Annotated in this window: 16 protein-coding genes; 4 read left to right on the top strand and 12 right to left on the bottom strand. The window is 67.5% G+C overall.

What is annotated here, in order from left to right; genetic code table 11:
* Window position 1 precedes the first annotated feature (1 nt).
* The 5 genes from WOA58_RS06750 to WOA58_RS06730 form a co-directional block, all read right to left on the bottom strand.
* A complete protein-coding gene (locus WOA58_RS06750; RefSeq protein ID WP_390220735.1) occupies window positions 2-337 on the bottom strand; it encodes a hypothetical protein in 336 nt (111 codons plus the stop codon).
* A 5-nt stretch (window positions 338-342) separates the two neighbouring features.
* Complete coding sequence (locus tag WOA58_RS06745) at window positions 343-1803, bottom strand: sodium-dependent transporter (protein WP_340603416.1); 1461 nt, start codon at window positions 1801-1803, stop codon at window positions 343-345.
* A gap of 43 nt (window positions 1804-1846) precedes the next feature.
* Window positions 1847-2056: a hypothetical protein gene (locus tag WOA58_RS06740; protein ID WP_340603415.1), complete on the bottom strand. Its 210-nt coding sequence runs from the start codon at window positions 2054-2056 to the stop codon at window positions 1847-1849.
* A 133-nt stretch (window positions 2057-2189) separates the two neighbouring features.
* Complete coding sequence (locus tag WOA58_RS06735; RefSeq protein ID WP_340603414.1) at window positions 2190-3317, bottom strand: DUF7282 domain-containing protein; 1128 nt, start codon at window positions 3315-3317, stop codon at window positions 2190-2192.
* A 286-nt stretch (window positions 3318-3603) separates the two neighbouring features.
* Window positions 3604-4107, bottom strand: coding sequence for a hypothetical protein (locus tag WOA58_RS06730; RefSeq protein WP_340603413.1), 504 nt, complete (start codon window positions 4105-4107; stop codon window positions 3604-3606).
* Between the two features lie 233 nt (window positions 4108-4340).
* On the opposite strand from WOA58_RS06730, the gene WOA58_RS06725 reads away from it, so the two are divergent.
* Together WOA58_RS06725 and WOA58_RS06720 are read left to right on the top strand one after the other, a co-directional pair.
* A complete protein-coding gene (locus tag WOA58_RS06725; protein ID WP_340603412.1) occupies window positions 4341-6257 on the top strand; it encodes a beta-CASP ribonuclease aCPSF1 in 1917 nt (638 codons plus the stop codon).
* A 226-nt stretch (window positions 6258-6483) separates the two neighbouring features.
* Window positions 6484-6876, top strand: coding sequence for a disulfide bond formation protein B (locus tag WOA58_RS06720; RefSeq protein ID WP_340603411.1), 393 nt, complete (start codon window positions 6484-6486; stop codon window positions 6874-6876).
* 1 nt (window position 6877) lies between these two features.
* Here WOA58_RS06720 and WOA58_RS06715 read toward each other — a convergent pair whose 3' ends face one another.
* From WOA58_RS06715 to WOA58_RS06705, 3 genes are read right to left on the bottom strand one after another with little or no spacing between them, the layout of a single operon-like run.
* Window positions 6878-7684: an endonuclease III domain-containing protein gene (locus WOA58_RS06715; RefSeq protein ID WP_340603410.1), complete on the bottom strand. Its 807-nt coding sequence runs from the start codon at window positions 7682-7684 to the stop codon at window positions 6878-6880.
* A 37-nt stretch (window positions 7685-7721) separates the two neighbouring features.
* The gene (locus WOA58_RS06710) at window positions 7722-8144 is read right to left on the bottom strand and encodes a DUF371 domain-containing protein (RefSeq protein WP_340603409.1); all 423 of its coding nucleotides are present in this window, start codon (window positions 8142-8144) and stop codon (window positions 7722-7724) included.
* Window positions 8145-8169: 25 nt separating this feature from the next.
* Window positions 8170-8979 carry a lipoate--protein ligase family protein gene (locus WOA58_RS06705; protein ID WP_340603408.1) on the bottom strand — a complete coding sequence of 270 codons (810 nt, stop codon included), beginning with the start codon at window positions 8977-8979 and terminating at the stop codon, window positions 8170-8172.
* Between the two features lie 115 nt (window positions 8980-9094).
* Here WOA58_RS06705 and WOA58_RS06700 point away from each other — a divergent pair, with 115 nt between their 5' ends.
* Complete coding sequence (locus WOA58_RS06700) at window positions 9095-9892, top strand: nuclease (protein WP_340603407.1); 798 nt, start codon at window positions 9095-9097, stop codon at window positions 9890-9892.
* Here the strand turns inward: WOA58_RS06700 and ubaA are convergent.
* The 4 genes from ubaA to WOA58_RS06680 all read right to left on the bottom strand — a co-directional run bounded on the left by ubaA (window position 9879) and on the right by WOA58_RS06680 (window position 12908).
* Complete coding sequence (gene ubaA / locus WOA58_RS06695) at window positions 9879-10712, bottom strand: SAMP-activating enzyme E1 (RefSeq protein ID WP_340603406.1); 834 nt, start codon at window positions 10710-10712, stop codon at window positions 9879-9881. The genes WOA58_RS06700 and ubaA overlap by 14 nt on opposite strands.
* A 52-nt stretch (window positions 10713-10764) precedes the next feature.
* A complete protein-coding gene (locus tag WOA58_RS06690) occupies window positions 10765-11337 on the bottom strand; it encodes a 50S ribosomal protein L15e (protein ID WP_340603405.1) in 573 nt (190 codons plus the stop codon).
* Between the two features lie 152 nt (window positions 11338-11489).
* Window positions 11490-12242, bottom strand: a complete 753-nt coding sequence (locus tag WOA58_RS06685; protein WP_340603404.1) for a TrmB family transcriptional regulator — start codon at window positions 12240-12242, stop codon at window positions 11490-11492.
* Between the two features lie 51 nt (window positions 12243-12293).
* On the bottom strand, window positions 12294-12908 hold the full coding sequence (locus WOA58_RS06680) for a class I SAM-dependent methyltransferase (protein WP_340603403.1): 615 nt from the start codon (window positions 12906-12908) through the stop codon (window positions 12294-12296).
* A gap of 132 nt (window positions 12909-13040) precedes the next feature.
* Between WOA58_RS06680 and WOA58_RS06675 the strand changes: the two genes are divergently transcribed.
* Window positions 13041-13946 carry a serine/threonine-protein kinase RIO2 gene (locus WOA58_RS06675; RefSeq protein WP_340603402.1) on the top strand — a complete coding sequence of 302 codons (906 nt, stop codon included), beginning with the start codon at window positions 13041-13043 and terminating at the stop codon, window positions 13944-13946.
* Window positions 13947-14247: the final 301 nt, after the last annotated feature.

The following is a 14247-nucleotide window of genomic DNA, read 5'->3' as shown; positions in this document are numbered from 1 at the left end:
ACTACAGCCGTTCCAGCCGGTCGATCTCCTCCTCGGACCAGTCGTAGAACTGCCGGTCGGTTCCCTTGAGCGTCTCGACGCACTCGTTGTACCGGCGCCGGGCGTCGGCCACGTAGGGGTCCTCGGGGTTGTTCTCGACGAACTCCCGGAGGTCCGCGAGCGCCCGCGGCGAGTAGCTGTCGATCCGGTCCTGGCCTTCGAGCAGCTCGACCTTGCGGTCCTCCTGTCTGAGAGTGCGGATCAGCGCCCAGATCGCGACTCCCCAGAACGCGACGACGACGACCGCGATGGTCGCCCAGACCTCGCCGGTGAGCTGTAGCGGCACGGGGTCGACCATCGCCATCAGTCGTCACCCCCGGCGACGTCGGCGGTCTCCGGCGGTCGATCGCGCCCTTCGAGGTAGTGCATGACCCCGTAGCCGGCGACCGGGAACGTCACGAGCACGACCATCCCCCAGATCATCTCGGGCGTGCCGAACTCCTCGACGGCGAAGAAGCCCATGATGAACAGCATCACCGCGGGGATGACGAACTTCACGACGGGGTTCCACCAGCGCCCGATGTAGATGCCCGCGTTGTCGTTGACCGAGAGCACGCGCAGGCGCTCGGGACCGAGCTTCCAGCCGATGACGCCGATGATCGCGAGCGTCGCGAGCGGCAGCCCCCAGCTCCCGAAGACGAAGTCCGCGAAGTCGAGGAAGTCGGCCGACAGTGCGCTCGGGATCCCGAGCACCCAGATCAGCCCGCAGACCGCGAGGACGGTCTGGGTGCGCGAGAGGCGCGTCTCCTCGGAGACGGTCGTGACGCCGACCTCGGTGATGACGAGCCCCGAGGTGAACGCGGCGAGGAAGAAGCCGAGGAAGAACAGCATCCCCCAGAAGACCCCGCCGACGAGCTCGGGGAAGATCTGGACGAGCGAGACGAACGTCAGGCCCGCGCCCGCGGCGGGGTCGAGCCCGAACGCGAAGACGATCGGGAAGATCGCGAAGGCCGCGAGGATCCCGATCGAGGCCTCGCCGATCGCGGTGAACACCCCACCGCCCAACGGAACGTCGTCGTACTCCCGGAGGTAGCTTCCCACCGTGAGCGCGATCCCCCAGCCCAGCCCGGTCGAAAAGAGCGCCTGACCGAGCGCCTCGATCCACGTCGAGCTCATGAAGAGGAACTCCCACTGGATCCCGAAGGTGAAGGCGAGCCCCTCGCTCGCACCGTCGAGGGTCAGTCCGCGAATCGCGATCACCGCGAGCGAGACCACCAGCGCGGGCACCGCGACGACGACGACGCGCTCGACGCCCTGGCGGATACCCAACAGCAACACCCCCGCGATCCCCGCCATGACGATCGTGTGCATCGTCATGGTCAGGACGGGGTTCGCGAGAAAGCCGTCGAGGAACGCCTCGGCGCCGAAGCCCGCGCCGGTGAAGGTCCCGAGCAACGAGTGGATCGCGTAGTAGAGCGTCCAGCCGATCAGCGGCGCGTAGTACGACATCAGCGCGATGTTCACGAGCAGGACGACGACGCCCAGCCCGACGAGCCCGCCCCGCCCGGTCACGTCGCGAAAGGCCCCGATGACGCCCTTCCCGGTGTAGCGCCCGAGCGCGACCTCGGCCATCAGCCCCGGGACCGCGAGCACGAACAGCAACACGAGGAAGGCGATGATGAAGGCACCCCCACCGTTCTGGCCGGCGACGTACGGGAACCGCCAGATGTTCCCGACGCCGACCATGGCGCCGACCATCGCCATCAGGAAACCGAAGCGCGTCCCCCATTCGGCACGCGCAGTTTTCGCCTCGGATTCAGACATACGGTATCACTTGTCAGCCACTGCGGTGTCGATCGTCCTATATCTATCTCCTGTTTCCGCCCGTGATGAACGAAAAGAAATCGAAGGCGAGGGTGATGACCGCCGCGACGAGGACCGCGACGGTCGCGAGCAGCCAGAGGTTGTAGAGGGCGACGAGCGCCAGCGGCGCCCGCGGGTCGAGCGTCCCGATCGCCGCCGAGAGAGCGAGAACGCCGACGAGACCGGCGATCGTCAGCACGTAGAGCGTCCGCATCGGCGGCGCTACTCCCCCGACGGGTTTCAACCCCTCGCTACCGGCCCTCGATCAGCGTACCGGGAAGCCGTGAGTCGGGACCGGCCGATCGGTCGTGCCTGCCGCGACCGCTCCGGAACCGACCGCGTTCGCCTCACTTCTCCCCGCTCCCCTCGTTCTCGTTTTCGTTCCCGTCCCCTTCTTCGTCGTCCTCGCTCTCGCTGTCACCGTCGTCCTCCTCGTCTTCCGCTTCCCTCCGTTCCTCGTCGCTTCCGTCCTCTTCCCCATCGTCGCCTTCGCCTTCCTGCTCGTTCCCGCTTTCCTCGTCCTCGTCACCGTCGTCGTCTTCTCGGTCGTCCTCGTCGTCGCTGTCGCCGTCGTCCCGTTCTTCCTCGCTCTCCTCGTCATCGTCGTCTTCTTCCTCGCTCTCCTCGTCATCGTCGTCTTCTTCCTCGCCGTTCCCCTCCCCTTCGTTCTCCTGCTCCCGTTCCTCCCCGTCCTCGTCTTCATCGTCCTCGTCGCCTTCCTCCTCGATGTCTTCCTCCTCCTCGTCATCGGGACCGACCGGCTGAGGGACGAGAACGCCCGCCCTGATCAGCTCCCCCTCGCGTCCGGCGACGTCCTTCTGCTCCTCGTCGTCGTCCTCGACCAACACCGTCGCGAGGTCGTGGGAGACGCCGATGTCGCCGACGTCGCGGCTGCCGTTCCCGAACGCGCCGTCGACCTCCTCGCCGTTCTCGAACGGGTCCGGCGTCGAGGGGTCGTCGGGACAGTTGAACGTGCCCTCGTCGGTCGTGTTGTGGTGCGGGATGGCGATCATGACCTGGCTCTCCTCGAGCGGTCCCGCCTCCGCCGCCCCGAGCTCGACGGCGGGCGAGTCCGATCGGAACAGCGGCACCTCCAAGTCCTCGTGGACGCCGGGTTCGAGATACTCCGTGATGCCGATCAGCGACTCGCAGACGGGGTTTCCGAGCTCGTCGGGGACCGGGACGTCGTACTCCTCGGGGTCCTCGCCCTCGGCGAACTGGAAGCGGCTGTACTGGTGTATCGACTGATAGCCCCCCTCGTTGATCTCGAGGCGGTCGACCGTCACGGTCGGCCCGGAGCCGTCGTTCGCGACGGTCTGATCCGGGAAGCTGACGTCCGCGCTCGGGTCCCCGCCCCGGTCGTCCTCCTCGTCGGCCGCGGCGTTACCGACCCCGCCCAGCGCGGCCAGCCCCGCCATCCCGCGAATGATCGTCCGCCGCGATACGTCCGTGGTGGTCCGCTGTGTTCGATCCACACTGCAGCGAGCGCTGATCACGGAAAAGTATCTACTGGTAGATAATTCGGCCCCACGAAGGGGTTCGTCTATGACACGAGCCGGTCCGTGGTTGGATCGTTCACTCCGAGCCGGAAATCCGAGTGACAGGAACGATCCCCGTCGGCGGTTCGCATCGAAAGGGGCCGACGGAACCGATCCCCCGTCGTGTGGCCTCCAGGTGGTGCTCGCCGGACTTCGAGTACATGACGAACGAACGACCTCTCAATGGCTCGGGTCATCGTGGCTACCGGTCGCCGTCCCTCGCTCACCTCTCGTCCCGGTGACGTGAATCCGGCTCGACATCGAAGGGGCTCGCCGACTCGGTCCAGTCCCAGCCGGGCAGTCGCGTCTGGACGCCCGCGGCGAGCGCGGCGTCGAGGTCATCGCGGCCGGCGGGCTCGTCGGTGTGGTGGTGGACGTCGGCGTAGTGGAAGGTCGCCTCCGCGAGCAGCCGCAGGGGCTGGTCGCCGGCGATCATCGCCGCGAGCTCCCGGCCGAGCAGCTCGTCGACGACGAACCCGGGGTAGTCGCCCTCGACGTCGAGCTCGCGAAGGAGCGCGACGAGTGCGGCGACGTTGACCGCCCGATCCCCGTCCTCCCCCACCAGATCGATCGTCGCGTGGTACTCCTCGGGAGCGATCGGGTCGACCTCGGTGTCGAAGGCCGCCCCGAGCTCCCCTCGGACGTCGTTGACGAGCGCGACGACGGTCGAATCGCGCCCGTGGAGCCAGTCGAACTGTTCGGCGACGGCCGCCGGCGTGAGTCGCATGGCGGCCGTTGGGCCGAAGGGATTTTATAACACCGGCCTCATACCGTCGAGCAAGCGGGTTTTCCTCGGCAGTGTCCGGGGCCCAGACCGGTTTCACCACTGGTAGCTGTATCGCGTCCACTCACGATGTCTCCAACGCCACGTCCCAACGGATCGATCGTCACGAGCGACCGGATCGCTCGTCGGGATCGAGGCCCTTCCGGCGTGGCGCGCCCGCGACTCCAGTCTCACTTATGAGCACGGTAGATCAGAAACTCGACGACGCATTGGAAACGATCAAGAACGAGATCCCGGCCGACATCTCCGTCTCCGACGTGACCTACGAGGGGCCGGAGCTGGTGGTCTATACGCGCGAGCCCAAGAAGTTCGCCCAGCAGGGCGACCTCGTCCGTCGGCTCGCGAGCAAGCTCCGCAAACGCATCACGGTCCGCCCGGACCCCGACGTGCTCGCGCCGCCCGCGAAGGCGAGCGAGCAGATCGAGTCGGTCGTCCCCGACGACGCGGGGATCTCGGACCTCGACTTCCACGCCGACACCGGCGAGGTCGTCATCGAGGCCCAGAAACCCGGCATGGTGATCGGCCGCCACGGCTCGACGCTCCGGGAGATCACCAAAGAGGTCGGCTGGACGCCGGAGGTCGTTCGCACCCCGCCCATCGAGTCGCCGACCGTCTCGAACGTTCGGAGCTTCCTCAAACAGGAGCGCGACGAGCGCCGGGACATCCTCGAACGGGTCGGCCGGCAGATCCACCGCGAGCAGCTCTCCGACGAGCAGTGGGTCCGCATCACCACGCTCGGGTGCTGTCGGGAGGTCGGGCGGGCCGCGTTCATCCTCTCGACGGCCGATACCCGGATCCTGATCGACTGTGGCGACAAGCCCGGCTCCGACGACGTCCCCTATCTGCAGGTACCCGAGGCCCTCGGCTCGGGCGCGAACTCGCTCGACGCCGTGGTGCTGACCCACGCCCACCTCGACCACTCGGCGCTGATCCCCCTGCTGTTCAAATACGGCTACGACGGTCCGATCTACACCACCGAGCCCACCCGGGACCTGATGGGGCTGCTCCAGCTGGATTACCTCGACGTCGCCGCCAAGGAGGGCCGGACGCCGCCCTACGAGTCCGAGATGGTCCGCGAGGCGATCAAACACACCATTCCGATCGAGTACGGCGACGTCACCGACATCGCGCCCGACGTGAAGCTCACCTTCCACAACGCGGGTCACATCCTCGGCTCGGCGGTGAGCCACTTCCACATCGGAAACGGCCTCTACAACGTCGCGTTCTCGGGCGACATCCACTACGACGAGACGCGCCTGCTCAACGGCGCGGTCAACGACTTCCCGCGCGTCGAGACTCTCGTCCTCGAATCCACGTACGGGGGGCGAAACGACTACCAGACCGACCAGAGCGACTCGGAGCGGACGCTGATCGAGACCATCAACGAGGCCCACGACCGGGGCGGGAAGATCGTGGTTCCCGCCTTCGCGGTCGGGCGCTCCCAGGAGATCATGCTCGTCCTCGAGGAGGCGATGCGCACCGGGAAGATCCCCGAGATGCCGATCCATCTGGACGGGATGATCTGGGAGGCGACGGCGATCCACACCACCTACCCCGAGTACCTCAACGACGACGTCCGCGACCGGATCTTCCACGACGACCAGAACCCCTTCCTCGCCGACTACTTCAACCACATCGACGGCGGCGAGGACGAGCGCCAGGAGGTCGCCGACGGCGAGGAGTGTATCATCCTCTCGACGTCGGGGATGGTCACCGGCGGCCCGATCATGTCCTGGCTCGAGCACCTCGGACCCGACCCGGACAACACGATGGTGTTCGTCGGCTACCAGGCCCAGGGGACGATGGGGCGGCGCATCCAGAACGGCTGGGACGAGATCCCGATGAGCAACGGCCGCGGGCGCTCGAACCGCCTGAGCCTGAACCTCGAGGTCGAGACCGTCGACGGCTTCTCGGGCCACGCCGACCGCCAGGGGCTCGAGAACTTCGTCAAGACGATGAACCCCCGCCCCGAGAAGGTGCTCTGTGTCCACGGCGACGAACGCTCCGTTCAGGACCTCTCGTCGGCGCTGTACCACGACTACAACATGCGGACCTTCTCCCCGAAGAACCTGGAGACCTTCCGCTTCAAATGAAAGCCCTCGGCTGACCCTGGCGGGTCAGCCTCGCCCTTTGCATGTCCGCCAGGACAGCAGGACGCGGTGCGCGATCGCGCACCGCTCTTGAGGACGCCAGCCCTTCCCCGTTCGCTTCGCGGCCAGCGGCCGGGAAGCGAGGCCACCACATCCGCAACTGAGCTCTCTGTCCTGATTGACAAACGGCAGCGTAACCGTTCTCACGCTGGGGTGCGAAGCGGGTCCAATGCACCGGTTCGGCTCGCGGGAGTGGCTCGCCCTCGGAACCCTGCTCGCGGCGGTCGCCACCGCCGGCAGCCTCTACTTCAGCGAGGTCCTCGGGCTGGTTCCCTGCGAGCTGTGCTGGTACCAGCGGATCTTCATGTACCCCTTGGTACCCATACTGGGGATCGCGGCGCTCGAAGGAAACCCGAGGATCGCTCCGACCGCGATGGCGCTCGCGATCCCGGGCGCGACGGTCGCTGCCTACCACTCGGCCATCCAGCGGGTCGGCGAGGGGGCCTGCACCGTCGGCGGCGGCTGTACGACGATCCAGTACGAACTGCTCGGGCTCTCGATCCCGAACATGGCGCTCACGGCCTTCCTCCTCGTGATCGGGGCAGTGCTCGCCGCACGCTGACCTACGACTCGACTTCGGCCGGGTCGACCACGGACTCCTCCACCTCGTCGACCCCGATCCGCTCACAGAGGTCGTACATCGGGCAAGCCTCCGGACCGTCGAGGCAGGCGGGCTTTCGCGCCGAGCAGTACTCCCGACCGAACTGGATGCTCGCGGTGTGGCCGAACCCGCACTTCTCGGCGGGCACCGCCTCCTCGAGGATCTCCCTGACCCCCTCGTGGTCGGCCTTCGGCGGGGCGATCCCCAGCCGGCGGTAGATCCGGTGGACGTGGGTGTCGACCGGGAAGACGCCGCCCCGACCACCGGAAAACAGCAACACGCAGTCCGCCGTTTTGGGCCCGACGCCGTCGATCTCCAACAGACGCGAGCGTACCGCCTCGGGCTCGCCCTCGCGTACGAACGCGTCGAACTCCTCCTCGGAGCCGAACTCCTCGCGGATCTCCTCGGCGGCGGCGATCATCACCTCCGACTTCCGGTTGTAGAGCCCCGCCGAACTGATCGTTTCGGCGAGTTCGTCCTGACGGGCCTCGGCGAGCGCCTCGACTAAGTCCCCACTGGAGTACCGCTCCATCAGCGACTCGTGGGCCGGCTGGCTCGCCTTATCCGACGTGTTCTGGCTCAGGATCGTGCGCACGAGACACTCGAAGGCGTCCTGTCCGCCGTACGTCTTCTGCCAGTAGAGCTCCCCCAGCACGTCGACGACGGCCTCCGCGCGTGTCGCCGCCTCGCTCGGCTCGAACTCCGACGCGATCCCGCCACCCTCGGGGCCGCCGCTGATGTTCTCGGCCGGTTCCGACTCATCGCTCATACCCGGTTCTGGGTCCCCATCGCACAAAAACCGTCGTCTATTCGGCGGGCTCGACACGCACCGTGACCGTCAGCTCCGCACCCGCCGAAAGCGCCTCGATCAGGTCGCGGTCGAACCCCGCCGCCGCCTTCCCCGCACCGACCACGAACGTCCGCTCGTCGACGTACTCGCTCGTGCGCCCGACCATGCTGCGCTCGCTCTCGAAGGCGAGGTCGGGATGGCCCCGCCCGACGACCTCCTCCGTGTGCCCGTCGGCCTCGAAGGTGGTCGTGATCCTCGCCCCGGCGTCCCGGCAGGCCTCGACGAACGCGGGGGCGAAGTCGGCTGGCGCGCGGTCGGCCTCGACGGCGAGGATGCAGTCGCCGGCGGGCGTGAGCCAGTCGTCGGTCGTCACCTCGAAGGTGCTCGCGTGCTCGGCGCTGACGTTCTCGTGGCCTCTCGCGTGGACGACTTCCTCCATGTCCCCACTCCCTGCCCGGGGGCTTTCAGTCGAGCGGATCGTCTCCGTCCCGGTTCCACGCCTCGCTCGCGAACTTCCCGTCGGCGCGCTCGCGGGCGTCCTGGAGCTCCTCGTCGCTCCACGACCCCTCCTCGGCGCCGGCCCACTCCTTCAGAGCGCCCTCGAACGCTTCGACGGCCGCCTCGCGGTCCTCGACCCCTTGTTCGCGCAGGCTCGTCACCCGATCCGAGAACTCCTCGGGGGTCGTTTCGGGGTTCGAGAAGGTCGAGAGGTGGCGTTCGGGCAGCGACTCGAACGTGACCGAGCCGTGCTGGATGACGGCGTCCTTCCGGCGGTACTGGGCGTTCCCGCTGATCTTCTTCCCGCCCGCGACCACGTCGTGGGCCGGGTGCAGCTCCCGCAGGTAGCAGGCTGGCCGGTGGATCTCGGGCTGGGGCTCCTCGGCGAACCCCGCCTCGACGCCCAGCCGGTCGAAGGCAGCGAGGATCGGCTCACAGAGCAGCTCGTAGCTCTCCATCAGGTTCCCGGGCAGTTCGTCGGCCGGCGCGACGATCGTATAGGAGATGTCGCCGTGCAAATCGTGATAGATCCCGCCGCCGCCGGTGGGTCGCCGGGTGACCGAGATGCCCTCGCGCTCGCAGAACTCCCAATCGACGGTATGGGAATCCTGGTGGTAACCAAGCGAGAGTGTGCTCGGCTCCCATCGGTAGACCCGCACCGTCCGCGGGCCGCCCGCCGCGGCCGTCGCCGCCGCGACCTCGTCCAGCGCCATGTTCGTCGGCCCCTCCCACGCCTCCTCGCGGACGAGCCGCCACTCCCGTTCCGTGCGCTTCATGGTCGATCTATCGTCGACCGACCCAAAGCGGTTCCGCCTACGGCCCCGGTTCGAACATAATTTCTATACTAGAGTTACCTGAAAGTATATGCCCGGGTCGGGGAATGGGTCGTCCATGGATCGACGCACGTTCCTCGCGACCGCCGGGGCGACCCTCGGCATCACGTCCGGGGTCGCCACCGCCACTCCTTCCACCCGTCCTCCAGTGCGGATGTACTCGCCGGCGAGCCAGCTCGACGCCGGCGGCGCTCCGCTAACCGACGACTCGGTCGTCGCCCTCTGGGCCGAGCCCACCGCCTACAACGTCGACGTCGGCCGGAGCGAGCCCGTACGGTACGACGGACGGATCCCGCTGGTCTCGGTCGACGGGCGGGTCGCCGGGATCGGGTCGATGCTCGCCGCCGACCCCGCAAAACAGGGCGGCCACGCGACCTACGCCGACGCGAACGGCCGGGCGCTGCTCTCACTGTGGGACGCGCTCATCGACGGCGATCGGGTGCGCTGGGACGGCTCCCACGAGCAGTACTGGTCGCTCGACGCGTTCGAGCGCTTCCGGGGTCTCGCCGAGGACGAGGGCTACGGAGTCGAGCCCGCCGACGCGATCGACGGGGCGACCCTCGCCGACGCGGACGGCCTCGTGATCACGACCCCGCCGCGCGCGTTCGACCCCGTGGAGCTCGACGCGCTCGCGGCGTTCGTCGACCGGGGCGGCGCGCTGTTCCTCCACGACCAGGCGAACTTCCGCGGGCTCGACGAGACCGACAACCTGAACGCGATCGCCGAGCGCCTGGAGCTGGCCTTCCGGTTCAACGCCGACGAGGTCAACGACGACGAGGCCAACGCCGGCGCGCCCTTCGAGGTGCTCACGGCCGACTACGACCCCGAGCTGTTCGCCCGAGTCAGTCCGCGCTGACCCGACAGCCCTCCGCGGCGTACTCGACGTCCTCGATCGAGTCGATGGGGTCCTCGCCACAGACCGGGCAGTCGGGGTTCTTCCTCACCGGGACCTCCTCGAAGCTCATGTCGGCGGCGTCGTAGATCAGCAGCCGCCCCTCCAAGGGTTCGCCGAACCCCAGAACCAGCTTCATCGCCTCCGTCGCCTGGATGCAGCCAAGGGTGCCCGGGAGGACCCCCAGAACGCCCGTGGTCGCACAGTCCGCGACCGCGTCCTCGGGCGGGGCCTCCGGGAAGAGACACCGGTAGCAGGGGCCTCGCTCCTCGCCCTCTCCCGCGGGGAACGTGATCGCCTGGCCCTCGAACTTGTAGATCGCGCCGTGGGAGAAGGGCGTGTTCGAGAGGGTGCAGGCGTCGTTGACGAGGTACCGGGTCCTGAAGTTGTCCGAGCCGTCGACGACCACGTCGTAGTCGGCGATCAGCTCCTCGACGTTTCCGGGCTCGACCCGGATCTCGTGGGTCTCGACGGTGATGTCGGGGTTGAGCCGCTCGACGTACCGTTCCGCCGACTCGACTTTCGGCTCGCCGACGTCGGCGTCGCCGTGGACGATCTGGCGCTGGAGGTTCGAACGCTCGACGCTGTCGTCGTCGGCGATTCCGAGGGTTCCGATTCCGGCGGCCGCGAGATACTGGATGATCGGCGAGCCGAGTCCACCGGCACCGACGACGAGCACGCGGGAATCGAGCAGCTTCGCCTGGCCCTCGGGGCCGATCTCGTCCATGATGATGTGTCTGGAGTACCGGTCGAGCTGCGTGGGATCGAGCGAGAGGTCGGCCATACCGCTAGTCGGGTACGATCGTTAATAAGCGCGTGGCAAGAAGTACCGAACGTTAGCGGTCGCGGCTCGGGCGGGTGTGCTCCGTGCCCTTCCCCTTCGTGCCGAGCCCGCGGTTCTGCTGGCCGGCGCTCGTCAGGCCGCGCAGCGCGCGGCCCTCGTGGCTGCCGCCACAGATCCAGTTCAGGTCGTCGTCGTTCTCGATCGCGGGGTGCTCGGGGTCGACGAGGATCACTTCGAACCACTTCTGGGAGCCGTCCTGGCCCACCGAGTAGGAGTTCAGGACTCGAAGGTTGCGGAACTTGCGGGTCGCACGTTCCTCGGCGACGCGCTGGAGGTTCTTATCGCGCGTGACGCGGTTGACGCCCTGGCGCTTCGACCGGCGCCCGGCCTTGTGGCGCTGCTTTCGGGCGGTGCCCTTGCGCACGCTGACGCGTGCGAGGACGATGCCCTGCTTTGCCTTGTAGCCCAGCTCGCGCGCGCGGTCGAGGCGCGTCGGGCGCTCGATGCGCTCGATGGCGCCCTGCTCGCGCCACTCCTGTTTTCGCTGCCACTGGAGCTCGCCCAGCGCCCCCTCCTTGGGGTTCTTCCATGCCTCGCGGATGTGTGAGTAGAAGCTCTTTGCCATGGGTTATCACCACGGGCGTCGAGTGGTTCAGTCCGTTCGTGGACCACATACCGGCCCGTGTCCGCGCGAAGCGCGTCTCACGGGTGCCCGCTGGTGCCCGTTCCCCAGCGAGTTGCCGGATATACCGCCGAACGGCGTTTAAGCCCTTCGGATCACTCGACGGTCGTCTCGAGCCAGCCGGTGAGGATCTCGACGAGCACGGTCGCGAAGCCGCTCGACTCGCTCCAGAAGGCCGCCTCCCGCTCGTCGCCGTCCCCGCGCACGCTCAACAACACCGCCCGGTCGTCGACGACGGTCATCCGCGCGGCCCGCTCGTTTCGCAGGTTCTCGGGCGAGGCGTGGACCGTGATCGGCCCGTCCTCGAACAGCGCCCGGACCTCGGGACTGTCGCTGACGACCGCCACCTCGACGCCGCGCTCGATGGCCTCCGAGAGCGCCTCGCGGAGCGACGTACTCACGAGGTCCGTCGAACCCGCCCCGAAGACGACCCGGTGGTCGGCGTCCCTGATCAGGTGTTCGATCCGGTCGTCGACGTGCTCGACGCCGTTGACCGACCAGATGTCCTCGCGCTCCTCGCCGCCCGGGTCGTGCTCGCGGACCGACTCGAGGTAGTCGAACGCCTCGGTGCGTTGTTCCTCGAACCGCTCGGCGAGGAGCCCCTCGGCCTCCTCGAGGCTCACGGGCCGGTACTGCATCGGCGTCGAGTGCTGGACCTCGATCAGTCCGCGCTCGGCGAGGTTCTCGGCGGCGCCGTACACCTGCGATCGTGGTATCTCGGAGACGCGGTAGACGTCGCGCGCGGTCCCCGTCCCTAGGGTCTGTAGGGCGATGAATACTTTGGCCTCGTAGTTCGAGAGACCGAGGCTCTCCAACGCGTCGACTGCTGCCGTTTCATCCGTCGTCATGGGAGGGATCGTTTCATGTACGGAGAGGACGACGGTAGAAGGACGTTCCGGTTACTCCCGAACGGCTCGCCCCCGAAGGATCGGAGAAACGGGGGTCACGCCGACCGGGACCCGCTGGAGCCGCTCGACCCCCAGCCTCGGCTCCGCGACGAACGCACGCGGCGTCTCGCGGTCCAGCCGACAGCCCCCCGCGAGATGGCGCCAGCAGGGGGTCAGCCGCTCCTGAAACTCGGCTCGCCATCCCTCCGCGCGGACGTGCTCGAGGAAGCGACACTCCCCGCCCGGCGCGAGGACCCGTGCGATCTCGGCGACGCTCTCCTCGACACTGTCGACGCTACAGAGCACCAGCGAGACGACCACCCCGTCGAAGTGGTCGTCGGGATACGGTAGCGTTTCCGCATACCCCTCGTGGAGCTCTATTGGACAGTCGAGCGCCGCGGCGCGCTCCTCGGCCCGCGCCAGCATGTGGGGATCGGGATCGAGCGCGTGGAGGTCGATCCCCCCCCGACAGAGGTAGGGGAACATCGCGCCGGTCCCACACCCCAGATCGAGCACGCGCCCCGATATGTCCTCGACGAGCCACTCGCGATGGGGGCGAAGCCGGTGTTCGGCGATTCTCGTCAGCGGGTCGTACAGCGCCGCGAAGACCGGGTGTTCGTCGCTCACACCCCCACTTCGCCGCCCGGTGGCTTCAGTTCCTGGTCGGGATCGTCGACCGGGCTGGCCATTTCCTATCGCCACATGAGATTTATATGCCGCCTCGCGGGGCTTTTACCGCCGTCCGCCCTATCACGGGCAATGGCACGGAACGTCGCGAGCGTCATGCAGGAGCTCGACCCCGAGGACTTCCACCTGCTCTCGGGCGTCGAACACGGCATGCGTTTCAGCGAGTGGGTGAACCGCGGGAAGCTCCCGCAGTTCTCCCGGCTCACCCCCGAGGAGGTCGATTTCCGACTGGAGCGCTGTCTCGATCGGGGGCTGGTCGAACGAAAGACGATCCAGTACGAGGGGATCCGCCTGCGGATGGACGGCTACGACGCGCTCGCGCTGCGGACGTTCGCGGAGCGCGACACCATCGAGGGGTTCGGCGTCCCCCTCGGGGTCGGCAAGGAGAGCGACGTCTTCGAGGTCCAGTCCTACCGGCCGATGGCCCTGAAGTTCCACCGGGAGGGCTATACGAACTTCCGGGAGGTCCGCCGCGAGCGCGATTACACCTCCGAGAAGGAGCACCTCTCGTGGTTCTACACCGCACGAAAGGCCGCCGAACGCGAGTACGATGCCCTCGAGGCGCTCTATCCCGACGTCTCGGTCCCGCGTCCGGAGGATCAGAACCGCCACGCGCTGATCATGGAGCGGATCGACGGGGTCGAGCTCTCGCGGACGAAACTCGAGACCGAACAGGTCCGCCCGATCCTCGACATGATCCTCCGGGAGCTGACGACGGCCTACGAGATGGGCTACGTCCACGCCGACATGAGCCAGTACAACGTCTTCGTCGCCGAGGACGGGATCACGGTCTTCGACTGGCCACAGGCCGTCCCCGCCGACCACGAGAACGCCGAGGAGTTCCTCGCGCGTGACGTCCGGAACCTCTTCGGCTACTTCGAGCGCAAATACCCCGGCCAGGTTCCCGAGATCGACGAGAACGAACTCGTGGCCGCCGTTCGCGACGGTTCGTTCGAACGGCTCGCCGACCTCGAATGAACCCCATACGGCGATATATAATCCCCTTTTTGATTCCACCCACATCTCTCGCATTCGGCGCTTATCGTCCTTGTCTCGGCTCTTCCGATTGACGTACAGCGCCCCGTTCTTCTCAACGTTGTTCTTCGAGGCCTCGGAATCGAAGCCACCATCCATCAGGACGAGTTCAACCTCATCGAGCAGCTCGGTGGCGGACGAGAGGAGATCGTCCACGATCTCGCCTTTCGTCATTCTGCGCTTGACGGGGAGTGCATCGAGGACGATGGGGATGTCGAAGCCAACGACCTGAATTGCCGCCCAC

The organism is Halalkalicoccus tibetensis (assembly GCF_037996645.1).
Taxonomy (GTDB): Archaea; Halobacteriota; Halobacteria; order Halobacteriales; family Halalkalicoccaceae; genus Halalkalicoccus; species Halalkalicoccus tibetensis.
This window is presented reverse-complemented; position numbering and strand designations above follow the sequence as displayed.

What these genes read in the sequence shown, in the direction of transcription:
- WOA58_RS06675 (WP_340603402.1), top strand. Translation starts at nt 13,041, where the DNA reads ATGGCACGGAACGTCGCGAGCGTCATGCAGGAGCTCGACCCCGAGGAC.
- WOA58_RS06750 (WP_390220735.1), bottom strand. Translation starts at nt 337, where the DNA reads ATGGTCGACCCCGTGCCGCTACAGCTCACCGGCGAGGTCTGGGCGACC.
- WOA58_RS06705 (WP_340603408.1), bottom strand. Translation starts at nt 8,979, where the DNA reads ATGAAGCGCACGGAACGGGAGTGGCGGCTCGTCCGCGAGGAGGCGTGG.
- WOA58_RS06725 (WP_340603412.1), top strand. Translation starts at nt 4,341, where the DNA reads ATGAGCACGGTAGATCAGAAACTCGACGACGCATTGGAAACGATCAAG.
- WOA58_RS06740 (WP_340603415.1), bottom strand. Translation starts at nt 2,056, where the DNA reads ATGCGGACGCTCTACGTGCTGACGATCGCCGGTCTCGTCGGCGTTCTC.
- ubaA (WP_340603406.1), bottom strand. Translation starts at nt 10,712, where the DNA reads ATGGCCGACCTCTCGCTCGATCCCACGCAGCTCGACCGGTACTCCAGA.
- WOA58_RS06715 (WP_340603410.1), bottom strand. Translation starts at nt 7,684, where the DNA reads ATGAGCGATGAGTCGGAACCGGCCGAGAACATCAGCGGCGGCCCCGAG.
- WOA58_RS06710 (WP_340603409.1), bottom strand. Translation starts at nt 8,144, where the DNA reads ATGGAGGAAGTCGTCCACGCGAGAGGCCACGAGAACGTCAGCGCCGAG.
- WOA58_RS06685 (WP_340603404.1), bottom strand. Translation starts at nt 12,242, where the DNA reads ATGACGACGGATGAAACGGCAGCAGTCGACGCGTTGGAGAGCCTCGGT.
- WOA58_RS06745 (WP_340603416.1), bottom strand. Translation starts at nt 1,803, where the DNA reads ATGTCTGAATCCGAGGCGAAAACTGCGCGTGCCGAATGGGGGACGCGC.
- WOA58_RS06730 (WP_340603413.1), bottom strand. Translation starts at nt 4,107, where the DNA reads ATGCGACTCACGCCGGCGGCCGTCGCCGAACAGTTCGACTGGCTCCAC.
- WOA58_RS06720 (WP_340603411.1), top strand. Translation starts at nt 6,484, where the DNA reads ATGCACCGGTTCGGCTCGCGGGAGTGGCTCGCCCTCGGAACCCTGCTC.
- WOA58_RS06700 (WP_340603407.1), top strand. Translation starts at nt 9,095, where the DNA reads ATGGATCGACGCACGTTCCTCGCGACCGCCGGGGCGACCCTCGGCATC.
- WOA58_RS06690 (WP_340603405.1), bottom strand. Translation starts at nt 11,337, where the DNA reads ATGGCAAAGAGCTTCTACTCACACATCCGCGAGGCATGGAAGAACCCC.